Raw genomic sequence first — 23,149 nt, 5'->3', positions numbered from 1 at the left:
TCACCCTTTCTGACCGCGCAGCCGCATACCCGTTTTTTTCAAGATGCGGGTTGAGAACAGGATGTCGCTCGCCCGGCAAGCATCGCCGAGAAGCTCGGCAACACGGTCCCTTTTGGCGTGAACTTCGTCGCGGCTGGCTCCGTGGACCATCGCGAAGAGATTGTAGGGCCACATCGGCAGAGCCCGAGGGCGCCGGTAACAATGCGTCACGAAGGGCAGGGCACCGATTTTGTCACCAAGATCGTCAACCAGGCTGTCGTCGACATCCCAAACGGTCATGCCGTTGGCGGTCATGCCAAGGCGATAGTGATTGGGCGCTGCGCCGATGCGCCGGATGACGCCGTTTTTTTTGAGATTTTCCAGGCGTTCCAACAGCTCCGATTCAGCAATCCCGAGCGTTTCGGCAACAACGGTATATGGCTGAAGCACGAGCGGCAGGCCGGCCTGCGTCGCTTCAATGATAGCCCTGTCTTTTGGGTCCAGTGTCATGCGTTTACCCGAAAGCCGACGAAATACTCGCGCTTCTTTGGAAACATCAGCACTTCCAGGCCTGTGTCGTGTTCTATTTCCCTGGCCGTTCTAATGATGTCGCCGCGTGTTTCTGTTGCCATTACGAACCACATGTTGAGCGCGTGATCCCGTTGATAGTTATGCGCTACCTCCGCATGGGCATTGACTTTGGTTAAGACGTCTTCGAAACGTTCTTCAGGAACCGACATCGCGCAGAGACAAAAGGCACCGCCAAGCGCCTCGGCATCGAAGAAGGGGCCAAACCGGGTGAGCAGGCCGTCGTCCCTGAGTTGTCGAACCTTGTCGACGACCTCCTGTTCGGTGAGACTGAGCTCCTCGGCAATACTGGCGAAAGGCCGCTGGGTGAGGGGCAGGTCGTCCTGCAGGCGGTTGATTAATCTGCGGTCCAGATCGGAAAGTTCCTGGCTCATGCCGCTGCTCCCTGTCTCGAAATCATCGCCCCTGTCTGCTTGAAGCAGCGGTTCGAAAATAGAATTCTGTAGGGAACATTTGCCAGCTCAGGCAGGAGTGATGCCTGTGTCAGTGTATCAAGGGCTTTTGTCCGCGCCTGCGCGTGGATCATGCAATAGAGCCGGTAGGGCCAGACGTGCTCGACGGGACTGCGCTCGTAACAAAGGGTCACGCCAGGATGCGCAGCGAGTGCCGGGCCGGCTTCGTCTATCCGCTCGGACGTTATGTCCCAGACCACCATCGCATTAGAGCGCCAGCCGAGCGCTCGATGGCGTACGATCACCCCGAGGCGCGAAATGATACCCGCGTCTTGCAAGACAGAAATACGCTCAAGAACGTGTTCTTCCGACCAGTTGAGCGTTGCCGAGATCTCAAGGTAGGGCCGCTCGGTCAACGGCATGCCGGAAGTGAGCGCCTGCAGGAGATCGTTGTCACCATCCTGCAGGAGCTCCTTCCGGACCGGCCGGGGCGTGAGTGGCCGGTCCATCTCTCCGTTCAGCCGAAATCCCAGATCGACATTGAACGGTCTGACAAGGGGAAGATCGAGTACGCGTAATCCGGTCTGTCTCTCGATGTCTCCAAGAACCTTGTCGATGTGCCGTCTGTCGGGACCAGTTGCGACGAACCACAGGTTCCAGTGGTTTTCCCGCTCATAGGAATGGTTGACACCGGGTTGAGCACCAACAAGTTCGGCAATACTTTCAAGCTGCTCTGCGGGTGCTGCAAGAGCAGCAAGAGTGCTCGCCGATACGCTGTTGGGAGCACAGGTAGCACCAACTCGCGTGATGCGGCCGGACGCGCTCAGTTTCTTGAGCCGCTCAAGTATTTCGGCTTCTGGTCGGGACAACTCCCGGCCGATCTCGGCAAAGGGACGCGGTACGATGGGAAGATCACGCTGCCAGTTATCCAACAGTCCGAGATCGATGGGATCGCCGATCCATTCCATGGCTCATAGTCCCATCTTGTGTGCACGTGAGGTGAAAAAGATGCCGGATGGGCTTTCCGCGTCGATCTCCCCGCGTTTTTCAAAAGTTCTCGTGTCGTAAATGATGACCTTTCCGGCATCGCGTACAGACACCCAAACCTCATGACCTCGCGCCGTGAACTCCATGTGGAGGACAGCCTTACCCGGTTTGAATTCGTGAACAACTTTCTTGCTCACAGTGTCGATCACCTGGATTGTGTCGTTGAGCGGATGCGCGAAATTGACCCAAACCTGCCGGCCATCCGGTCGTGCCATCGCAAAAACAGGCTGTCCGTAAGTATCGGTTCGTCCGGTCTCGGAAAGGTTCTGCGCGTCGATCCAAAGGACCTGGTGGTGTCCAACGGCAGGAAGTACGAATTCGCGGCCTGCGCGTGCCCAGCCTTCAAGGTGGGGCATCTTGTAAACCGGCAGGTCCTTCTGGCCGCGGCCATATTCTGGCAGGACCCGGATCGGGTGCGGCTCCGGATCCCACATATCAATAGCCGTCAATCCATCCTCTCCGAAAAGGCCAGTGATGTAGAGACGCCCGTCATCGGTGATCAGCGCGTCGTAAGGATTGGTGCCGATGTCTTCGATCCTGGTGACAATTGGATCACCGGAGGAAAGATCTGCTATCCAGGTCTCGCCGTCATCCCAAAGCGAGAACACGAACTTTCGCCCCGGCGCGTCCACAAGACCGATCGTTTTTGAACCTGCCGGAATATCGGCGACAAGCTCCAGGGTGTCGGCGTCGAAGATCCGAACACCGCCCGGTTCGTAATTCGAAACCGCAACAAGACGTCCATCATCAGAGATGGCACCGCCGATGGCGTTGCCAGACTGAACAATGCGCCCGACAATTTTCCTTGTTGTGATATCGACTTTCGTGAGGCCGCCATCGCGACCGAACACATAGGCGAATCTCTGGTCGGGCGAGTAGACAAGACTGGCGTGGGAAAGGTCGCCGAGACCCTCGATCCTGGCGAGCGCGGTACGCTCGGACTGGTCGATGAGGAGAAGTGATCCGCTTGCGCGCTCCACCACCAGACCCAGGTCACCTGTGGCGCGTATTGTTTCTGCCTTGGGTGAGGGGGCAACAACTAGACTCGTCACGGCGAAAGCCAGAAAGAAATGCTTGAGAATGTTCATTTCAATTCTCCTCTCAGCAGGTATTCGGCTATTCGTTCTGCGTCTTTCTCACTCATGATCGGACGCCATGGCGGCATGGCAGTCTCCGGAATGCCATCCAGAACCACCATGGAAAGGGTTTCGATGTCGTAGTGGGTGAGCGAGTGCGGCGTGATGTCCGGACCAAGGCCACCTTTCAAGGTGAGGCCGTGACACGACCCGCAGTCCTGATGAACCAAATTGATGAGTTTCCCGACGGGGCTCGTTTCTTCGCCCACCGCCGGCGAGCAAAACAGCAGAAAAAGTGCGAGCAGCCTAAACATGGGCTCGCTGCCCGGCTGCGCATGGATCTGTGACAACCATTTGCTCCGAATCGAACACAGACCACTCGGCACTGAGCGTGACGACCTTGCCTATGACAAAGAGCACGGGCGCCTTGAGACCTGCATCGCGCATATCGAACGCAACACGGCCCAGCTTGGAGAACAGTCTGGTTTCTCGTGGAGTGGTTGCTTCGGCGATTGCCATGACCGGCGTGTCGTCGCTCAGGCCTTCGGCAACGAGTCGCATGGCGATCTGGCCAATATTCGCAACGCCCATGTAAACGACCAGCGTTGTCTGTTCGCAAGCGAGACTCTTCCAGTCCAGGTCAAGCGATCCATTGGCCTGACGGTGCCCGGTGACATAGCGCACGCCGGTTGCCAGTCCGCGATGTGTCAGCGGAACACCACTGACACACGCAGCGCCCTGTGCGGCCGTGATCCCGGGCGCATATTCAACGTCGATATCGTGAGCGATCAGATGGGCAGCCTCTTCCGATCCGCGGCCGAAAATAAGGGGGTCGCCACCTTTGAGCCGTGCGACGGTCAGGCCGTCTTCAGCAAATGCACGGAGGATTTCATTGATCTTGCTTTGCGGCACCGGATGATTTTCGGGCGACTTGCCCACCGCTACCAACTGCGCGCCGGCCGGCGCCAGAGCCAGAATTTCAGCGGATACGAGACGGTCGTAGACCACAACATCTGCTGCCTGCAGCATGCGTGCCGATTTGAGCGTCAGCAGATCAGGATCGCCTGGCCCGGCTCCGATGAGAAAGACTTTTCCCGTCATGAAAGACCTCGTTTCCCCGGAAGTTCGATGTCCTATGGTCACTTATTTCGCGCACGCCCTGCTTGACTATTGTCAAGGGTTACTTTTCTTTTTGAGTGCGAAAAAACATATGAAAGTCAGGGTGTTACGGTCACCCTCCCGATCATTTCCTGTGTCTCCCAATGAGGGCCGCACAGATAGGTTTGCGGTGGACCTGGAGTGAGGAACGTGAATTCGAAGTGTTCTTCAGGAAAGAGCCGGTCCGATTCCGGAATGCCTTCCTCTTTCAGCACAACGCTGTGGCTGGTTCGCTTGTCCACATTCACCCAGCGGACAGTCGTGCCAACCGGCACGCTCAGGTCTTCCGGACAGAATTTGTACTTGAACATCGTCACGACGGTGACGCCTTCCGCTTCCGACGACGGTTGGCCAAACAGCTCTACGTAACGCTCCTCCGCTTCCGCGCAAACAGCAGCGGGGTCGTCGTCGGCTGCTACCGTGGAACAGGCGATTGCCATTGAAAGCAGCGCAGCAGGAAGACAGAACGAATTCAGAGACATACGATTTCTCCCTCGTTATCGTAAAGGGCGGCCGTTTTACGGGCCGCCCTGCTTGCTACTGTTTGATCGCGTTGATTTGTGCCGCGTCATCATCGAGCGCGAGACTTGTATCGAGAGTCACATGGTGGAACCGTGCCGCGGCATAGTCGTCGTGGATTGCAAAGCCCACCGTGTAGGTTTTGCCGGGTTCCAGCGGGACATCTCCAGGTGCGCCGGAAGCAAGCGGTCTTGAGAAAACGACCGTCCAGACACCGCCCGACAGGTTGGCCTCAGCCGAGATATCACCGCCATTTGCGACCCTGCGCTCAAGCAGATAGCCGTTGGAGGCAGACCCGTCGGCATAGATCCTGAGCAAATCAAGGAAGGTGCCGTTTGCAAGAAGTTCGTCAATCTCTTCAGCCGGTTTCAACTTGTCCCAGCCACCCTGAGCTTTGCCTCGTCTGCCCTTGACCTCAACCTTGGTCCGGCTTTCGGTCAGGTATTTTGTGATCGTTTCCTTGGCCTCGAGCTGACTGGCAATGTCCGCGTTTGCGGCAATTGCGTCCGCTCCCGGGTCGAAGGGCATGTAGGTGTTGTCTGCGTGGCATGAGGACCAGCATCCGGTCGTCTCGCCCATCTCGATGCCCGTACCGGTGATCATCATGGCGACCTTGATCTGGTTGTCCGGGTCCATCTTGCCGCCGTCGACGAACGGTGCCGGATTGTGACCGGCGTCCGGCCACTGGATCCGTACATGAAGATTTTCATCGTCATGGGCCGCCTGGATGCTCGCGTCGATGGTGCCGCGTTTGCCGGGTATCGGTGTCGGCTCGATCTCGCCACCGGCCACAATCTTGGTGCCGATTGCTTCCACTTCCTTCGCGTGGCAGGTCGTGCAGGCATCACCTCCCTTTGTGAGCGGACGCGCACCGCCATGGGTCTTTCCGTTCTGCACCCATTCAAAGGACGCCTGTCCCGGATAAAAGAGCGTGAGGTCGGTCACAGGCACCGTTGCCCAGTCGACATTGGACGCAACATCACCAGCAGCACTGGCGGCGGCGGCCGGTTCGCTGGTCGCAGGGTCGTCGGCTTTTGCCCGTTCTTCGGCAAGCGCGCTCTCCACAGCTGCCTGGATCTGAGCCTGGACAGCCTCTTGCTGCGATTTTTGGGCAGCCTTTGCAGCAGCAGATTGTTCGGCTTCCAGTGCTTCTACCCGGGCAAGGCTTGCAAGATATTCCTGAGGAATTTCGCGCATGAAACCGGGATGCGGGGCTTCGAGCTCTTCCAGATAGTCCTCTTCCGCCCGATCACGCAGATCGGAGTGCGCAATACCCTTGTGGCAGTCGATGCAGGTCTGACCGCTGGACATGGCGTTCATATGCTGTTGGCGCGCACGTGGCTGTTGAAACTCCGGCATCATGGATTCGAAATCGTGACAATTCCGGCATTCGCGAGAATCGTTGGCTTTCATGCGCTCCCATTCGTTCATGGCGAGCTGAAGCCGTTTTGCCTCGAATTTTTCCGGCGTGTTGATGGTGCCGACGACCTTGCCGTAAAGTTCCTTGGTTGCCTGGACCTTGCGGATGATCTTATGCGTCCAGTCTTTCGGCACATGGCAATCGGAGCACGTAGCGCCGACACCTGAGCGGTTCACGTCGTGTATCGTGCCTTTGTATTCTTCATAAACGTAATCGCGCATCTCATGACAGGAGATGCAGAATTGCTTGGTGTTGGTGGCCTCCATCGCGGTGTTGAAACCGCCCCAGAAGATTATGCCGGCAACAAAAACGGCCGCAGCGCCACCAATGGGCATTCCCCAAAGAAAATATCTGCGCCAGATCGGTTTTTTCTTGTCACCTTGGCTGCTCTCACTCATGTCCAGGCTCCAAATTTTATGACTTTGCGGACCCTTGCCGGTTGATCCGCCGACAATCGCATTCAGGATGAGGGGAGCGTTTCCACTGTTCCGGGCAACGTCCCGTCGAAGCAGTCCCGACGCCGCTGGAAAGGAGAAGGGCAGGCGTTCTGCCCGCCCTTCCATCTATTGTCTTCACATCAGGTGACGTGGTTTGAACGGTTGTAGACGTTGAATTTGCCGGTCGGAGCGAAGAGGCCCTTGATCCTGGTCTTTTCCTCAAGCGTATCGGCATCGAAGATGACGATCTCGCCATTCGGTTCCAACGACGTGGACCGGTTCCACTTGGACACCCAAACTTCCGAACCGTCCTGGTTGAACTCGAAATGAACAGCTGCGCTGCCTTCTTCATCGGTGATCTGAATCGTTTTGACGATTTCACCGGTTTCCTTCGAGATCACCTGCACAGACTGCTGCACTTCCGGTTCAGGATGCTTGGTCTGGTCGGCCCAGATGTATTTTGAGTTCGGGTGCGTCCGGATGAACAGGCCGGCACCATCGGTTTCAACCTCGTAACAGACTTTCCACGCCTGATCGGGGTGTCCTTCCGGATCATTGCCCCAGACCGTCACGGTGCCTTCGCCAAGGTGTGTGGTACCTCCGACCGGACCGCAATTGGGATCATTCCAGTTTGCACCCGGGCCGGGGTGAGGCAGAGCTGCCGTGTCGATCATCGCCTCGAGTTTGTGCGTTTCCGTATCGACCACAACCATCTTGTTCGACGCGTTCGCTGCAATCTGGAAATAGCGGCCTGTTGGATCGAAGAACCCGTCGTGAAGGAACTTTGCCGAGTCGATCTTGTCGATGCGAAGGTTGTCGAGATCGGTATAGTCGACCTGCCAAAGTTGGCCGAGTTCCTTGACCGCAACGATCCAGGTCGGCTCGTTCGGCGTCGTATAGATGGCGGCCACGCGGCTTTCTTCCACGTATTCACCGTCGACATTCACACCGCGGGTTGAAACGACCTTCTTCGGTTCCATCGTTTCGGCATCTACAATAGCGAAGTGCGGCGGCCAGTATCCGCCCCCTATGACGTATTTTCCGTCACCGGAAACGGCAACATCGCGTGCGTCGTAGGCGATCTTCACTTCAGCGACCAGCATGTTCTCCGGGTTCTGCCAGAGGTCGATCTTGGTAATCTTGCCGTCGCGGCCCATTGTGTACCAGAAACGGCCTGGGTGTTCGGGTTCGGTGACCGAGTGGTGCTCGGAAGCCTTCAGCACATGAACAGCATACCCGGTCGGGATATGCGCCAGCACTTCCTTGGTGTCACCATCGACAACGGCAACCTTGCCCACGTCACGCTCGATGACGACAAAGAAGTTTTCCCAGTTCCGTCCGTGTAGCGGCTCGGTCGGATAGTCCTTTGGTTCGACATAAACCTTGCGGGTCGCTTCCATCTGCGCCAGGGACATTTCCGGCGGTGTCGGCGCTTCCATCATGATGTAAGTCGCCATGTCCTTGATTTCTTGCTCGGTCATGATGTCCGAGAAGTTGTTCATGCCGCCTTCTGTGCCCCACGAGATGATCTTCTCAAGCCGCTCCTGGCCAAGTTGCAGCGTGCCGCCCTTGGTGACGGTGCCGTCTGCTGCTGTCTTTTTCCATTCCGGCTCGAGACTCTTGCCGGTCGCACCTTTGCGCAGGACACCGTGGCACCCCGCGCATCTTTCGAAGTAGAGCTGCTTGGAACTTTCAAAGGCCTCCTCGCTCAAAGTTGGACCTTCAGCAAAGGCAGGCGCTGTAACGCTGCCCATCAGCAGCGCCAGACAGGTCGCTAACGCGTAACCCGACCCTTTTCTCTTCCTTGGATGTGACATTCTCCGAACTCCAAATGCAGGTGAGGCATTCGCGAGTTTGCGCAAAGACCACTGGGGTTCCTTGACTTTCGTTAAGAAGAGACCGCCCGAGCGGCCGAAGGCGTGAGATTGAATTCCGCAACGCGTTTTGCTCCGCCCCGAGCTTGACTTTGGTTAAGGAAACACGGCCGCGCCCTGTCACCTTCAAGAAGACGATCAACTCGGGGAAAGGAGCGCGTAATGCGCGAAGTCATGACCAAAAGCATGGCCCGAAACATATTTTATGGCGGGTCACTCTTCTTCATCATCATCTTCCTGGGACTGTCGATTCACAGTCACCTTTACATCACCGGGACGTCGACAAATCACGCGGGCATCACCGAAAGCGTGGCGGCGGGCAAACGTGTCTGGGAAGACAAGGCATGCATCAATTGCCACACGATCCTGGGTGAGGGGGCCTACTTCGCGCCTGAAGTCGGCAATGTGATGACCCGTTGGGGGGTGCTGGACGACCCGGATGCGGCTTTCGAAACGCTGAAGGGCTGGATGGAATCCATGCCGACCGGCATCGAGGGGCGCAGGCAGATGCCCAATTTCAATTTGACCGACGAGGAAATCCGCGACCTCGCGAACTTCCTGATCTGGACCGACAAGATCGACGCGCAGGGTTGGCCGCCGAACGATGCCGGCTGATCCGAGAGCATGAGGATTGAAAAATGAAATATGAATCTCAAAAGGTCGCCATGGCGTATTTCGCCGTCGCCCTGGCTCTTTTTGCCATCCAGGTACTCGGCGGATTGCTTGCGGGTTGGGTCTATGTTCAGCCGAATTTCCTGTCTGAGCTCTTGCCCTTCAACATTATCCGTATGCTGCACACCAACAGCCTGATCGTGTGGCTGCTGCTCGGCTTCTTCGGAGCCGCGTTCTTCCTCATTCCCGAGGAAGCGGAACGTGAGCTTCATTCGCCGAAGCTGGCTTATCTGCAACTCGCGATTCTTGTCTTGGGAACGCTTGGCGCGGTGCTCACCTATGTATTCAATCTCTTTGAAGGCAACTTTCTGCTCGGCAAGGAAGGCAGGGAGTTTATCGAGCAGCCCAAATGGGTGAAGGCCGGCATTGTCGTGGCCGCATTGATGTTCCTCTACAACGTCACAATGACGGTTCTGAAGGGCAAGAAGACCGCGATCACCAACATTCTTTTGCTGGGTTTGTGGGGGTTGGCTCTGCTTTTTCTTTTCAGCTTCTACAATCCGAGCAACCTGTCGCTCGACAAGCAGTACTGGTGGTACATCGTTCACCTATGGGTTGAAGGTGTCTGGGAACTGATCATGGCCTCCATTCTGGCCTACCTGATGCTGAAGCTTACCGGCGTTGACCGCGAAGTGGTTGAGAAATGGCTCTATGTCATCGTCGCGGCCGCACTGTTTTCAGGCATCCTTGGAACCGGTCACCACTACTACTGGATCGGCACGCCCGGCTATTGGCAGTGGATCGGTTCGATATTCTCCTCGCTTGAGGTCGTGCCGTTCTTCGCGATGATGGCCTTCGCCTTCGTGATGGTCTGGAAGGGCCGGCGGGATCACCCGAACAAGGCAGCTCTGCTCTGGTCGCTCGGCTGCGCGACGCTCGCCTTCTTCGGTGCTGGCGTCTGGGGCTTCCTGCACACGCTTCACGGGGTGAACTACTACACCCACGGCACCCAGATTACTGCCGCGCACGGCCACCTGGCATTCTTCGGAGCGTATGTTTCGCTGAACCTTGCGATCATCACCTACGCCCTGCCGATCCTGCGTGGACGTGATCCCTACAATCAGGTGCTCAACATGGCATCATTCTGGCTGATGGCGGGGGGAATGACCTTCATGACGTTTGTCCTGACCTTTGCCGGAACCATTCAAACACACCTGCAACGGGTAAATGGCGAGTACTTCATGGACGTTCAGGACCAGATCGCCCTGTTCTACTGGATGCGATTCGGTGCGGGTGCGGTCTTCGTGATCGGTGCGCTGCTCTTCATCTACGCAGTCGCCGTGCCCAAACGCGAAATCATCGAGCCCGGTGAAGCGGCTAACGTTCCTGCGGAGTGAACATGATGGAAGGTTCCATATCCTTGAACAAAGGGGCGGCAGCCGCCCCTTTCTATCTCTCTCAGGGAGATGAGTGCACGGTGTTCAAAGCCGCCTACAACAACGGACTGCCGGTTCTTTTGAAAGGGCCAACCGGTTGCGGAAAGACGCGCTTTGTCGCCCATATGGCCGCCAGCCTGGGGCGCAAGCTCTATACCGTTGCCTGCCACGACGATCTCTCCGCCGCAGACCTGATCGGCCGATACCTGCTGAAGGGCGGCGAAACTGTCTGGGTGGACGGTCCGCTCACACGGGCGGTTCGGGAAGGAGCGATCTGTTATCTCGACGAGGTCGTTGAGGCGCGCAAGGACGTCACGGTGGTCCTTCACCCTCTGACAGACGACCGCAGGACGCTTCCCATTGACCGCACCGGCGAAGAGCTCGCAGCTGCACCCGGCTTCATGCTGGTTGCCTCCTATAATCCCGGATACCAGAACATCCTGAAGACGCTGAAACCGTCTACCCGCCAGCGCTTTGTTTCACTTGAATTCGATTTTCCGCCTGTCGATCTTGAGGTTGAGATTGTCGCTGAAGAGAGTGGGCTCGATCGTGACCGGGTGCTGGCACTCGTTCGCCTGGCCGGCAAACTGAGAGCACTCAAAGGGCAGGATCTGGAAGAAGGCGTTTCGACCCGCCTTGTCGTTTATGCCGCGACACTGGTAGCGCAAGGCATGGCGGTGGAAAGGGCTGTTCTGGCCGCGATGATCGAACCCCTGACGGATGACGAAGACGTCAAACGCGGGCTCCAGGATCTTGTCACGGTCGTGTTTGGGTGAGGCCAGACCGATGGGCAAGATCGACTTCGAGCCATGGGAACCCGAAGAAACAGTCGGGAAACTGTGGCACGCATTTGCAAGCCGCCTGGATGCACCCGAGGTGCATCATGGAGCCGCGGTCGGCCTTTCTGAGGTCGGCGGGCGGCTTGCTGTGCTTTTTCGGGGACTGGGAGGATGCCACAGTGTGGACGTTCGCCCGGTCTCCGAAGAAGTCTCCCGGCACCGCCTCGGGTTTTTGAGGCGGCTCGGCACTGAATCGGAAAACGTTCCGCAAGCGAGTTTCGATGGAGAAACGCTTAGGCTTCCGGAAAAATTGGCTGTTTTCCCGCTTCGGGAAGCCAATGCCGCGCTCTATGTCTGGCTAACGGCAATGGCGGCGCACACGCCTGAGCATCACCCGGAGGACGACAAGTTGCGTGCGGACCTGCGCGCTTTGCAGACCGTCGGTAAGACAGTTCAGCGCACATTGGACGCAGCGCCCGGGCTTCGCCCGCTTTATTCCGAATTGCGCCGCGGTGCACTGCTGCAGCGAAAGACGGTTTCCTTGCCGAAAGTTGAAAACCGCGTTGAAAAACTTGTTCGGCACATGCTTGGTGACCCAGCGGACCTTCCATCAGATGTTGAAGACCTCAAGGAAGCGCTTTGGAACAATGACTTGTCGTCTTTTGCAGGACCTGGAAACTATCAGCCCTTCCGTCCCGTTCCGGTCTGGCCGCGTCTGCGGGATGTCGTGTTTTCGAGCGGAGACGCAGTTGAAAACCGGGATACGGATGGCACACCGGAAGAGGCGACCGGGAAGACGGTCCGCGCAAGACGGCGTAAAGCCGAACAGGCGGAACGCAAGGACAGCCTCATTCTGCACAAGTTCGAAGCGATCCTGAGCTGGACCGAATTCCTCAATCTTAACCGCAGGGTCGATGACGACGATAACGACAACGCCAGGAAAGCAGCCGAGGATCAGGAAGAAATCGGTCTTGGGCAGATCTCCAAAGCGCCCGCAACGCGCCTGAAACTGCATCTGGATCTGGCGCCCGAGGATGTCGACAGGGAAAACCTCTCAGGTAAGATCCTCTATCCGGAGTGGGACACGCGCACCGGTAAGTATCTACCTGATCATGCGTGCGTGCTCACCAGCGTTGCAGACGCAGACCCCGCTCAGGACATCATTGCAAGGGACCCCAAGGCCGCGCGGCGCATACGGGCCGTTAAGCGTCAGTTCGAGGCGCTGAGACCGGGCAGGGTCACAACGCGCGGACACCTTGAAGGCGACGCGCTCGACATGGACGCTGCCGTCAGGTCCGAGGTCGACCGGATCGCCGGCGGTCGCGGCAATGAGCGGATCTGGCTGCAGACCCGGCCGGAGGCGCGGGATCTTGCGGTTTCCATTCTGCTTGACATTTCCCGCTCAACGGAGAGCGCGGTTACAGGTCGCCCGGTTATCGATATCGAACGGGAGGCTCTTACGGCTCTTGCCTGGGGGTTGAATGCCTGCGGTGATGACTTCGCCATCTCGGCGTTTTCGTCGCTCAAGAGAAACCGCGTCTATCTGCAAAGCTGCAAGCAATTCGACGAGCCGATGTCTCTTGTCGTCGAGCATCGCATCAGTGGATTGAAGCCGGGCTTCTACACGCGGCTCGGAGCGGCAATGCGCCATGCCTCCCATGAATTGGAAACCCAGTCCCGCAAGCGCAAGCTCTTGCTCGTGATCACGGACGGCAAGCCGAATGATCTGGATCACTATGAAGGCAGGCACGGAATTGAGGACACGCGAATGGCTGTGAGGGAAGCGCGCAGAGCCGGGCAGGCCGTTTTTGGCGTCACCATCGACAAGTCGGCAAAATCCTGGTTCCCGCGACTGTTCGGGCAGGGCGGTTTCGCGCTGATTTCGCATCCCGACAAGCTGACCCAGGCCTTGCCGCAGATTTACCGCCAACTTGTCGGGGGATAAACGAATGTCTGCCGGAGAAAGCGAACCGGCAAGTGCACTTGATGAGCTTCCCGGCGATCTCATGATGTGGGTCCTGATCGTCAGTGAACTCCTGGTATTCGGTGCCGGACTGGCGGCGTTTCTGGGCGTCAGGGTCACGGATCCGGCCGGCTTTGCAGCCGCGAGGCTTAACCTTCATCCAACCCTTGCCGGGGTGAATACCGTTGTTCTGATCACCAGCGGGTTTTTCGCCGCCCGTGCGCTTGATCTCGTCAAAAACAACATAATGGCGCCGGCACGGTGGAGCCTTTTCTTCGCGATAATGCTTGGGTCGGTCTTTCTGGCGATCAAATTCTACGAATACGCCGATGTTGCAGGGCAGGGCATTTCGACGGAAACACACCCGTTCTTCACTTTCTATTACCTTTTGACCGGTTTTCACGCGTTGCACGTGGTGGCGGGCATGATCATCCTGGGTCTGGTCATCTGGAAAACGGAACTACGCAATGTCGAGGTCGGGACAGCCTTCTGGCACATGGTGGATCTCGTCTGGGTTCTGCTGTTTCCGGTGATCTATCTGCTGGCGTGAGAACGACATGAGCTTCAACGCAACGACACGAGCCTGGCTCTGTTTGCTTCTTCTAAGCGGTGCATCCGTGCTTGTCGCCGCAGGCGCGGCGGGAACGCTCGGCGCAGCGGCGACCGGGATACTCGTGCTGATCTTTGCCTGGATGAAGGCGCGCGTTGTGCTGTCTCGATACCTTGGTCTTTGGCAGGCACCGGTCTGGCTGACCGGCTTCAATTGGGCGCTCGGACTGTTTTGCCTGCTTTTGTTGGGCCTGTTCCTGATCCCGGAAATCAGGACTTGAAAGCTGCCGCGAGGTGTTCGGGAAGTTCAAACTCGTTCAGGACCCTGGATCTTCCGTCATCCGACATTTTTTTCGCGGTTTTCTGCACGATTCCAAGCACCTTCTCCTCAGGATGCTTGTCAGCGAACGCGGAGAAGTAAAACCGGAGAAACACGAAACAGATAACGTTTTCCAGCGCCTGGACATCCTCGTGGCGCTTGATACCTTCCTTGCGAAGCATGCGTTCGGCGGCTTCTATTGCGCCGCTCTCATATCCGGCCTCGGACATGATCCTGGCGACCCGGTCGGCATGATGCCTGGCAAGGTCGCGGCGCCAGGCGTGGTACCCGGCCCGGCCTTCGGGATAGGTGTTGCGCGGCAGGATCCATCGTTCGATATGCTGGCCGCGCGCAGCGATTTTGAGGGCATCCGGGGCGTCCGGGTACAGGCGTTCCAATTCGGAACTCATGCGTTGTCCATAAAGCAGGGCGGCGGGCTTGCCGTTTTCGAGTGTCGGATCGGCGGCGTTCGCTTCGTCTATGGCGTGAAGGGCCTTTTGGAGCATAATTGTTACGCCTTGTGCCATGTCTCTACCGGGTCGGTTTCGGAAAAATCTCGCAGGTGTTCTATGTCGTCGATTTCGGCGTGATTGCGATTAATATGGACACCTACGGCCTTCAGCTTTGAGAAAGAGCGCGACAGGCTCTCCGGTTTCATCCCAAGCCGTCCCGCGATCAGGAATTTGTCATATGGCAGTGTCACGACACACCCGCCAGCGTCCTTCTCGCACAGATCCAGCAGAAATTCTGCGACACGTTGCGGTCCTGTTTGCGCTTTGAGTTGCTCAAGCTGAGAGACAAGAGAATGGAGGTGCGCAAACGTCGAGGCAAGTACTGATACTGAGATATCTGGATCTTTTCGCATGGCTTCCAGAATTGCGGAACTTGGAATACGCATGACTTCGCAGGATGTTACCGCTTCAGCCGAAACCGGGTAAGCGTGCCCGCGGAAGGCGACCGCCTCGCCAAAACTCTCGCCCTTGGCAAACACGTTCACGACAGCCTCGCCGCCATTCGGCGCAATCCTGTAAAGCTTCACCCAGCCTTCTGTGACGATATGAATGGCATGCGCCGTTTCGCCTTGCAGGAACAAGGTTTCACCTCGATCATATTCGCGCCAGCTTGACATGCTGAGAACCATGTCCTGGATTTCTTGCGGAAAACTCTTGAGCAACAACGAGTTCTGCGCAATTTTCTTGCGGCGTTCATTCGGCATTGGTGAAACCCTCTTCAGGTTCGAAGGATGAACCTGCTCCCTCCATATCGTTACTTTCCACGATACCAGAATGCTTGCGCGTGCGGATTGTTCCGGATCAAATCACACATAAATAGAGGGTGCCCCAATACCATGTCTCAAGCGACGCGCGTCGCCCGCCTTTCGTCGGATTTGGTCTTTGCCACTGCTTGCGATGGAGCATGCATCCACGGCAGGCACGTATCGGGTTGCGTGATTGCATGGCAGGTTACAAATAGAGCTCCAGCTAGAGCCATTGCTCTCCGCAAAAATGGGGTGCAGCCGTCGACAGTTCGACATTGCAATTTGCGTCCTCGGTCCCCCTGAGCGGGTAGAGATAAGGCGACCTGTTTCCATACTGATCCTTCGCGTCATAAAAGGTCCAGTTGTAAAAGTCCTTCGAGTTGACGCTATTGCCGCCCTGGTTGCCTCCCAGGATGGTATAGCCGTCATATTTCTTTGAGTTGATGTCGCCCTTGGGATTTGAGGGCAGGTCACCAACTTCATCAAGAAACGCAACGTGGTGCCACTTTTTCTTGTTGTGTTTCATGACAATGACGCAGCCTCGTTTCGGTTCATCCAGGGCGCGGAATCGCCAACGTCTTCTATGCAAAAATGAGAAGGCTCCGGTGCTGCCGGAATGGCTGTATCCGGCGGTATGAAGGCAAAAATTCACGAATGCCGAGCACCAGTGATCGTTGTCCAGGCCGCGCTTGTGGCTCAGTTTACGCTCCCAGGCACGTTTGCCCATGTAGGGACATGCCTCAAAGTAACCTTCGTCGACCCGCGTATCGCCCTCGACAACCGCGCTGCCATCATCGTTAAGCCAGTTGGTTTCGCGCTCGCGCAGTGCGACGTCCATCCAGGGTGCGTTCAAATTCAGGGCTTCGACAGCGATCGCTTTGACCGGTGATCGCCCGGGAGCGGAAACAGGTAACCACGGCGGCGGGGGCAAAGTTCGGAGCACGATGCGCGCTTCCGCCTGCATTTGCCGCCAGGTGTCCTCTCCCAGCATGCCGTCCGGTTTGAGTTTTCTGGTCAACTGAAACTGTGCGACAAACTGGCTGAAATCATCGGCCTGCAACAAAGCGTTTGAAATGCCAAGAACACGGCAGATGCCGGACCAGTGAGACGCCCAGCCGATGCGGCGCGCCCGTTTTGCGTTGTAGCGACCGGCCTTCTTGGCGTCGCGCTGTGACAATATACTCGGGGTCCTGTCGTCACCGTTGAGCAGGTGGAGAGCGTGGTGGTTATGGACTGTCATCGGCTTCGTTCCTCGAATTTCAGGATAAATGTCGTCACGAAGTCCGCAGCAAGTCGCAAAGTAGAGAATGCGTATATAAATTTTCGCGTGTGTAATTAGCGTGGTTGGTATTTAGCTTTTGACGTGTAGAAAGAAGCTAATTTAAAGAACTATTTTGATTTGCTGCGGACAGCTAATAGATGCCAGTGTGATCGTTATTTCGTTGTCATTTCCTGTCGGCGCTTTTGAGGGTTTGAGCCTCGGCTGCATAAAAAAAACGTCAAATATCCCTGGGCGAGCATGCGGAAGGGGACGACCATGCGCGGACTTGAAACCGACGCATTTTAACTTGTGAGTTTTGCTGCAGTTAGGGACTGAAATTTGCCAGTTCCCGAGCAACGCTCAGCTTTTCAGGAGAAGCTCTAGCTGCATGGAAGACAGCATCATTTTCTGGCGGCAACTTTGAGGAGGGCGCGGAATGTGCGTGTCGCTAAAGCCGCAGGCTTGAACAACAACCGCACCGATGGACAAGTACCGTTAGAGCAAGTCAGTAGTGTCGCGCTTTTGGGAAAGGCTGCGCTAGCCAACACTTAAGAGCAACCGAACCAGGGCAGTCTGGGAATTGACTCCGGTCTTCTCATAGAGGCGCGTCAAATGAGTTCGTGCCGTATTCACGCTGATATTCAGGCAGGCAGCAATCTCGGAGAGGTTTTTTCCCGACGCAATCAGGCTGGCGATTCTGATTTGACCCTCTGAAAGGCCAAATACCGCTCGCGCCACCGCGATCCGGTGCTCAATCAGCCCGTCACCATCCAGTTTGAGATAGGTCATGCAGTCACGCACGGATATGTGGACGAATGCGATCCGTCCATCATCGGAGTTACCGAGAATAACCGGATACTGCAGCGGGCCCCCGGTCTCGCTTGCGAAACGGTGAAGTTCGAAAAAGCCATGAAAGTTTCCAGCTTTTTTGAATTCTCTTTGCAATACCTTGTCCCAATCGAGCCGACGCGCACGGATACGGCCCGACGAAACAGTGAGTAAGGGATGCTGTTTCAGGGAATTCAGGCACTCGGGGCTCGCCCAAATTACATGGCCATTTTTGCCGACGGCGATTTCATGCGTGTGGGCATTGGATTGCCGGCGTTCAATTACGCAAGAATAGACAACTTTCCATCCATCGGCTTCCAACTCCAGGTACCGTGTTTCATGGTTTTGGTGAATGATGCCGGATTGCTGCTCGGAGAGTTCCTCGAACACGACCCAGGCCGTTCCGTCTGCAATGCTGATGCGATGATCTTTCTGCCAGATTTGCTTCTTTTGACAGGCCAATCCGCTCTCAAAGACATGATGCATATGCGCAGCCACCTGCGACCATCCGTCAAAGACACTTAAACCGGCGACGCCTGAAACGTAGACGGCTTGCGTCCGGGCCGCCTGAACCCAGCATGCAGACCAGGCCTCGAAGTCCTGATCCAAAAAGGCATCCGTCTCCGCCCGTACCGCCGCGATTATGGCCTTTTCCTGCTCCGTAATTGTCTGGTCAGCAGGAAGAATTCCCGTATTCTGTTTCATGTCTTTCAATTAACTGCCGTGTTTGCGCGTTGCAAACCGTAAGATTGGGTCACGCTTGTTGTATATTTCGGCCAGTGCAGCCAGGGCGATCATCGCGACTTTCAAAATGCCCGTACCGAACACGCGTCCGTTTTCATTATAGAACCGGTCGACTTCAGCCGATGTGGCGATTGGCCTCCGATTTCTATCCAGCAACAGGCTGGCGAGTACAAGACTGGGGTCCATGTTGATTTCCTGAGTGTGCATCAAACTTCGCGGTAAGATGCCACGTATGTCTCGCCTTCATTGTCATGTGAAACGACCACGGTACCGTTTCGTTGAAGGCAAAGTCCTGTGCGACGGCGCTCCTTTCTCCGGTTCAATTCCCCACCGACATTCACGGTCTTCTGGAACGTCTTGACGTCGCTTTCAGAGACAGTCCGGAAATGGAATTCCTGATCCAAATGTCGCTGAAACCCGACGCCATATGGGTGTGCGACGATGGCAAGCAGCACGGGATGCCTTGCCATGCAGCGGTTTCTCTAAAGTGTTTTTGCCGCCGGTATAGAGTTGGCGCACGGAACAGACCGCCCGCGCTTCGATCGGATCAGCTACAGCCGGGTCTGAGAGGTTGCTTTGCGTTCGATCATCGCAAAAAGGAGAGGCCCCGCTGCGCTGCCAGATTTCTGGCGGCCGCAAGGGTCCGCGATCGTTCGCTTTCTTCGCAAAGCTCTGCAAGCGCGGTCATGGCGGCGGGCTCCAGAACGAGATCTCCGATCTCTCTCGCGCAGGCGAGGGCGGCTTCTGCTTCCGTTTCTGCCTCGGTGAAGCGTTTGTTCGTGCGCAGCAAATCCGATTTGTTCAAACGAAGCCAACCATGAAACTAGTGCAGTTTCAGCTGTTTCGCGACATCGATCTGGCGATTCAGCAAGTTGCTCGCTTCGTCTGCCCGCCCGAAGGCCAGGAGCAAAGGAAATGCGTCGCAGGCAAACCAGGACCGGAAGATCGGTGCATCGATTTCCTCTGCGCGCCGCAACGCTTCCATCAGGAGCGAAAGCGCTTCTTCCGAATTTCCCGCAAAATTCTGCGCCCTTCCAAGCAGATGAAGCGAGAATATCGTGTCGAGGGGTCTCTTGGTTTCCCCCGCAAGGTCAAACGCCCTTTCTGCGGGTCTGAGAGCAGCCTCAATCTGGCCATTGAGGCCATAGGCATTGGAAAGATGTCCATGACACCAGACGGATCGCGTTCCCGTATGACCGAACCTTTCGTGCCTGTGCTCTTCCCAAAACGGAACGGTCGGCGCCAGAAGCTCGATCGTGCTTCGCCAATCGCCCATGAGGGAAAGCGCCTGGCCTTCCGCCAGTTTTGCCTCATAGGCGGATTGCTCTTCTCGTTCACATGCGGCACTTGCGCGTATGGCGTGCGCAATGGCGTCTTTCAGGTGGCCATGAGTACTGAACAGGTAGCTTTTGTTGATATGAACGGCGACGCGGAAACTGCGGCTGTCAATCTGTTCGGCGATCGTCTCGGCCTTGTCCAGCTCGGCGAGCGCTGTTTCATATAGGCCGAGCGGCACCAGAACCGGTCGACGCCTGAGCGCAAGTTCTAGGCGCTTTTGCTGCAGGCCCTGCTGATCCGGGCACTTGGCCAGCGCCTCAACCGCGTACCCATATGCCTCGGACGCAAGAGCATACGAAGACAGCATTGCAAAGCGGTCACCAGCCTGCTGATACCATTCGGCCGCGCCGGGCCAATCTTCCGAGCACCAGGCGTGGTGGGCTATGGCGGCCGGATCGATGTCGGGACGTCCTTGCAGGTGCGCGCAGGCGCTGGCGTGAAGCGACCTTGAATCCACCTTGGGGATTGTCGCATACACCGCCTCGTGAAGGAGTGCATGCCGGAAGCGGTGACGTGAAGAAGAACCGAAGCCGCTGCGAACCAAAAGCTCTTCGTGTCTGAGTGTCGTCAGCGCATCATCCAGACGCGTTTCTTCGAATCCGGTCAAGGCAGCGATCGCGCCGTCCGGCGCTTCAAAGCCAAGCACAGCGGCGCACTGAAGCACACGTCGGCCGTCTGGTGAAAGGCGTTGCACCGTCGCATTGAGGATGTCGCGGATAGTTGCCGGCACATGATTGAGTGCATCGGCACCGCCAGCTGAAACGGCGCGAGCGGTTTCCACCAAGAGGAATGGATTGCCTGCAGCGCGTTGCAGTATCTGGTTGCGGACTTCGGCAGACAATCTTGACACCCAGGGCGAGATCATCGCCTCTGCATCATCTGTTGCAAGCGGAGCCAACCGCAGGAGCCGGAAAGAACTGCGTCCGATCCAGCTGACCTGGTACTCGGGACGAAACGTTGTGACAACGGTCAGAGCGTCTCCCGATATTTCTCCGATCAGACGATCCAGAAACTCCGCCGAGTCCCGGTCGAGCCAGTGCACATCCTCGACCGCAAGAATTGCCTCGCCATTTTCGCAAGCCCCGAGAATGACTTCGCGAGCCAGCTTGAAGATCCGTAGACGCTGTTCTTCGCGGACCAGGCTTTGCCGTTCGGTCTCGGTGGCAAGACACAGCAGGTCCAAAAGGACTTCGCGGTGAGCAGCGCGGATCTGTTTTTCGGCGATAGCAGCGTCGACCGACGCACGACTCGGGTTTTCGCCAGCGGAAATCCGCGTTGCAAGATATCGTGCGATGGCACCGAATGACCGTGACGCTTCCCGGTCATAACCCTCGATCATGAGAATTTCAGCACCTGCACAATTACTCAGAAACTGCCGCAGGAGCGTCGATTTTCCAATGCCGGCTTCACCAACGATACCGACAACCTGCGCCTGGCCTCGACGCGTCTGGACGGACGCGGACGTTAATGCATCAAGCTCCGCTTCGCGTGCAATAAACGATTTTTGCGCTGGCCGTGCGCTCAGCCTGGACGACGTTGCTGCAGAGAGCGTTACTTGCCCCGGTTCGGCGGTCTGCAACAAGACATTCGCTTCCGACAAGAGCGGGGCCAGAACAGAGAGATTCATATCGTCTGAGCCATCGGAAGTGGTATCGACGATATCGCCCGAGACAATTGCTATCTTTAAGGTATCGCGTGCTTGCGAGCCCAATGCGTTTGCTGTGTGTGTCGCCGCTTCCGCGTGCCGCTCGACCAGCCCGGACGCACCAAAGACGCAGGCAATTGCGGGGCCGGCCTGCTCAAGGATCTGCGCCGAACCATCTTGAAGAATTTCTCTCAGAAGTGTGGTTGCGCGGGCAAAGTCCGTTGCAAAAAATTCCGGGTCCGAGTTGATTTCGGACGGAGTGACAGCAAGAAGCGAGACGCTCCGCCGTTCACGAAAAACCACTTGAGGCGAAGCTGAAGGAGGATCAGACACCGGCGGCGGCTCAGTGCTCCAGTTGGCAATTTGATCTCGCAGTTCCTGCGTAGCGGTCTCCGGTTCGATCTCAAGCGCAGACAGCAATCCTTCCTTGAAGTCTTCATAGAGGGCGAGTGCGGATGCTCGCCTGTCCGTATGGGCAAGGGCCTCCATGCGATGACGAAACACTTCTTCGTTGAACGGATCGATCTTCAGAGCGAGTGAAGAAACGGCTGCCAGACTTCCCCAATCCTTACTGGCAAGAAAAAGTCGTGCTGCGTCGGTTGTTCGTTCGGAGAGTTTCACCTCCAGGGCGCGTCTTTCCTGATCAAGCCAATCCTGAAACGCCGGGTCGACGCGGCCGATATCACCTAGAAGCTCTCCACGGTATGCCTTTACCGCGGTGACGGGGTTCGCTGCCATTTTACCAAGAAGGCGGCCGACGTCGGTTTGGTATGAGCCTTCCACCAACGCAATGGTTTGCCGGGTAACTTCCAGTTCCGGAGCACCCGCGGACGCGAAAACTTTCTGGATATGATAGACTGCTTGGCGCAGAGACGCGCGCGCTTGCGCCTCATCGCGCTCCCCCCAAAGCCGGGATGCTGCGGTTTCGCGACGCAAAGGCCCTTCTAGAGCAAGCAATGCGATCAGGAAACCAGCATGGCGTGTCGGAAACGCCAGCATTCGTTCCTTGAAGTTTATTTCCAGCCGGCCAAGAAGCCGGATATCCAGACAATTGTCGCCATCCATTCGGCAGCCTCGACCGAGAATCCGATTTAGCGAAAATTTAACGCTTCGAAAGCGGCTTAGCCAGCTTTTGTGACGGAGGCAGAACGGTGTCCGCCTATTCGTTGCCCGTCACCTTGCAGGAGATGTGGCGTGAAAGGCTTGCGAAAAGCGCCGCTTAGAGTGCAAGCGGCGGCCTCATGACACGGATCCAAAAGAGTGACCGGCCATGCACCTTGTCATGAGGTGCAAGGCACAATTCTCCGACGTTTGAAGGCCCGACTGCCTTCAAACCGAGGCGAGTTTATTCAAACAAGGCAAACTGAAGGAATTGGAATATGTCTGTTGATCATTTTCTCAAACTGGAAGGCATTAAGGGAGAGGCGCAGGACAAAACCCACAAGGACGAGATTGACGTCCTGGCATGGTCCTGGGGAGCGACACAATCCGGCACAACCCATATGGGTGGAGGATCGGGCTCCGGCAAAGCGCATTTCATGGATCTAACCGTGAACAAATATGTCGACAAGTCTTCTCCAGCCCTGTGGCAACATCTGTCGACCGGAAAGCATATCCCGAAAGGCTCTCTGATTGTCCGCAAGGCCGCCGGAGAAAACCCGCTTGAATACGTCAAGATCGAGATGAAGGACATCATCGTGACCAGCATCAACAATGAAGGCAGTGACGATGAGCGTCTGTTTGAATGCCTGTCCTTGAACTTTGGCGAGTACAAGATGATCTACACCGAGCAAAAACCCGACGGTTCGAAGGGCGCTGCCCCGGAGTTTGCCTGGGACATTGCCGGGAATACGAAGGTCTGAGCCCACCCGAAAAACCTCAAATTGAACAGTGGCATTGGCTGAATGGATGATCTTCAAGACATTCT

General features: G+C 56.7%; 24 protein-coding genes and 1 pseudogene. 7 read left to right on the top strand and 18 right to left on the bottom strand.

Translation table 11 applies throughout. From position 1 onward, the window contains the following. From Q0915_RS09990 to Q0915_RS09945, 10 genes and pseudogenes are all read right to left on the bottom strand, one after another. Window positions 1-489: an Lrp/AsnC family transcriptional regulator gene (locus Q0915_RS09990; RefSeq protein ID WP_299470906.1), complete on the bottom strand. Its 489-nt coding sequence runs from the start codon at window positions 487-489 to the stop codon at window positions 1-3. Next, the gene (locus Q0915_RS09985) at window positions 486-941 is read right to left on the bottom strand and encodes an AsnC family transcriptional regulator (protein ID WP_299470904.1); all 456 of its coding nucleotides are present in this window, start codon (window positions 939-941) and stop codon (window positions 486-488) included. Before Q0915_RS09985 ends, Q0915_RS09990 begins: the two co-directional genes overlap by 4 nt. Beyond that, window positions 938-1,927, bottom strand: coding sequence for an Lrp/AsnC family transcriptional regulator (locus Q0915_RS09980; protein WP_299470901.1), 990 nt, complete (start codon window positions 1,925-1,927; stop codon window positions 938-940). Before Q0915_RS09980 ends, Q0915_RS09985 begins: the two co-directional genes overlap by 4 nt. Window positions 1,928-1,930: 3 nt before the next feature. Continuing rightward, a complete protein-coding gene (locus Q0915_RS09975) occupies window positions 1,931-3,094 on the bottom strand; it encodes a cytochrome D1 domain-containing protein (RefSeq protein WP_299470899.1) in 1,164 nt (387 codons plus the stop codon). Beyond that, complete coding sequence (locus Q0915_RS09970) at window positions 3,091-3,396, bottom strand: cytochrome c (RefSeq protein ID WP_299470897.1); 306 nt, start codon at window positions 3,394-3,396, stop codon at window positions 3,091-3,093. Before Q0915_RS09970 ends, Q0915_RS09975 begins: the two co-directional genes overlap by 4 nt. After that, window positions 3,389-4,183, bottom strand: a complete 795-nt coding sequence (gene cobA, locus Q0915_RS09965; RefSeq protein WP_299470895.1) for a uroporphyrinogen-III C-methyltransferase — start codon at window positions 4,181-4,183, stop codon at window positions 3,389-3,391. Before cobA ends, Q0915_RS09970 begins: the two co-directional genes overlap by 8 nt. A gap of 116 nt (window positions 4,184-4,299) precedes the next feature. Beyond that, entirely contained in the window at window positions 4,300-4,722 is a 423-nt protein-coding gene (locus Q0915_RS09960) for a plastocyanin/azurin family copper-binding protein (RefSeq protein WP_299470893.1), read from the bottom strand. Between the two features lie 55 nt (window positions 4,723-4,777). Further along, complete coding sequence (locus Q0915_RS09955; RefSeq protein ID WP_299472303.1) at window positions 4,778-5,956, bottom strand: ethylbenzene dehydrogenase-related protein; 1,179 nt, start codon at window positions 5,954-5,956, stop codon at window positions 4,778-4,780. Window positions 5,957-6,022: 66 nt separating this feature from the next. Continuing rightward, window positions 6,023-6,514: pseudogene (locus tag Q0915_RS09950) on the bottom strand (NapC/NirT family cytochrome c); the annotation flags it as partial. Window positions 6,515-6,756: 242 nt separating this feature from the next. Next, window positions 6,757-8,433, bottom strand: a complete 1,677-nt coding sequence (locus Q0915_RS09945; protein ID WP_299470891.1) for a cytochrome D1 domain-containing protein — start codon at window positions 8,431-8,433, stop codon at window positions 6,757-6,759. A 219-nt stretch (window positions 8,434-8,652) separates the two neighbouring features. Here Q0915_RS09945 and Q0915_RS09940 point away from each other — a divergent pair, with 219 nt between their 5' ends. From Q0915_RS09940 to Q0915_RS09915, 6 genes are read left to right on the top strand one after another with little or no spacing between them, the layout of a single operon-like run. After that, window positions 8,653-9,105 carry a cytochrome c gene (locus Q0915_RS09940; RefSeq protein WP_299470889.1) on the top strand — a complete coding sequence of 151 codons (453 nt, stop codon included), beginning with the start codon at window positions 8,653-8,655 and terminating at the stop codon, window positions 9,103-9,105. Between the two features lie 23 nt (window positions 9,106-9,128). Next, complete coding sequence (locus Q0915_RS09935) at window positions 9,129-10,499, top strand: cbb3-type cytochrome c oxidase subunit I (protein WP_299470887.1); 1,371 nt, start codon at window positions 9,129-9,131, stop codon at window positions 10,497-10,499. Between the two features lie 5 nt (window positions 10,500-10,504). Further along, window positions 10,505-11,314, top strand: a complete 810-nt coding sequence (locus Q0915_RS09930; RefSeq protein WP_299472302.1) for a CbbQ/NirQ/NorQ/GpvN family protein — start codon at window positions 10,505-10,507, stop codon at window positions 11,312-11,314. Window positions 11,315-11,324: 10 nt separating this feature from the next. After that, window positions 11,325-13,262 carry a VWA domain-containing protein gene (locus tag Q0915_RS09925; protein ID WP_299470885.1) on the top strand — a complete coding sequence of 646 codons (1,938 nt, stop codon included), beginning with the start codon at window positions 11,325-11,327 and terminating at the stop codon, window positions 13,260-13,262. Window positions 13,263-13,266: 4 nt separating this feature from the next. Next, on the top strand, window positions 13,267-13,830 hold the full coding sequence (locus Q0915_RS09920) for a cytochrome c oxidase subunit 3 (RefSeq protein ID WP_299470883.1): 564 nt from the start codon (window positions 13,267-13,269) through the stop codon (window positions 13,828-13,830). A 7-nt stretch (window positions 13,831-13,837) separates the two neighbouring features. Continuing rightward, window positions 13,838-14,110, top strand: coding sequence for a hypothetical protein (locus Q0915_RS09915; RefSeq protein WP_299470881.1), 273 nt, complete (start codon window positions 13,838-13,840; stop codon window positions 14,108-14,110). Here Q0915_RS09915 and Q0915_RS09910 read toward each other — a convergent pair. The 8 genes from Q0915_RS09910 to Q0915_RS09875 all read right to left on the bottom strand — a co-directional run bounded on the left by Q0915_RS09910 (window position 14,100) and on the right by Q0915_RS09875 (window position 22,287). Further along, a complete protein-coding gene (locus tag Q0915_RS09910; RefSeq protein ID WP_299470879.1) occupies window positions 14,100-14,654 on the bottom strand; it encodes a DUF4202 domain-containing protein in 555 nt (184 codons plus the stop codon). The genes Q0915_RS09915 and Q0915_RS09910 overlap by 11 nt on opposite strands. Before the next feature lie 5 nt (window positions 14,655-14,659). Then, window positions 14,660-15,364, bottom strand: a complete 705-nt coding sequence (locus Q0915_RS09905; RefSeq protein WP_299470877.1) for a Crp/Fnr family transcriptional regulator — start codon at window positions 15,362-15,364, stop codon at window positions 14,660-14,662. 265 nt (window positions 15,365-15,629) lie between these two features. Then, complete coding sequence (locus Q0915_RS09900) at window positions 15,630-16,646, bottom strand: hypothetical protein (protein ID WP_299470875.1); 1,017 nt, start codon at window positions 16,644-16,646, stop codon at window positions 15,630-15,632. Between the two features lie 558 nt (window positions 16,647-17,204). Further along, a complete protein-coding gene (locus Q0915_RS09895; protein ID WP_299470873.1) occupies window positions 17,205-18,200 on the bottom strand; it encodes a helix-turn-helix transcriptional regulator in 996 nt (331 codons plus the stop codon). Window positions 18,201-18,209: 9 nt separating this feature from the next. Beyond that, a complete protein-coding gene (locus Q0915_RS09890; protein ID WP_299470871.1) occupies window positions 18,210-18,425 on the bottom strand; it encodes a hypothetical protein in 216 nt (71 codons plus the stop codon). A 20-nt stretch (window positions 18,426-18,445) separates the two neighbouring features. Further along, window positions 18,446-18,709 carry a hypothetical protein gene (locus Q0915_RS09885; protein WP_299470869.1) on the bottom strand — a complete coding sequence of 88 codons (264 nt, stop codon included), beginning with the start codon at window positions 18,707-18,709 and terminating at the stop codon, window positions 18,446-18,448. Between the two features lie 116 nt (window positions 18,710-18,825). Next, entirely contained in the window at window positions 18,826-19,044 is a 219-nt protein-coding gene (locus Q0915_RS09880; RefSeq protein ID WP_299470867.1) for a hypothetical protein, read from the bottom strand. A gap of 18 nt (window positions 19,045-19,062) precedes the next feature. Continuing rightward, window positions 19,063-22,287, bottom strand: coding sequence for an AAA family ATPase (locus Q0915_RS09875; RefSeq protein WP_299470865.1), 3,225 nt, complete (start codon window positions 22,285-22,287; stop codon window positions 19,063-19,065). Between the two features lie 314 nt (window positions 22,288-22,601). Between Q0915_RS09875 and Q0915_RS09870 the strand changes: the two genes are divergently transcribed. Further along, a complete protein-coding gene (locus Q0915_RS09870) occupies window positions 22,602-23,084 on the top strand; it encodes a type VI secretion system tube protein Hcp (protein ID WP_299470863.1) in 483 nt (160 codons plus the stop codon). Window positions 23,085-23,149: the final 65 nt, after the last annotated feature.

This window comes from uncultured Roseibium sp. (genome assembly GCF_947494555.1).
Taxonomy (GTDB): domain Bacteria; phylum Pseudomonadota; class Alphaproteobacteria; order Rhizobiales; family Stappiaceae; genus Roseibium.
The sequence above is the reverse complement of the archived record's forward strand: the minus strand, read 5'-3'. Positions and strand labels throughout refer to the sequence as shown.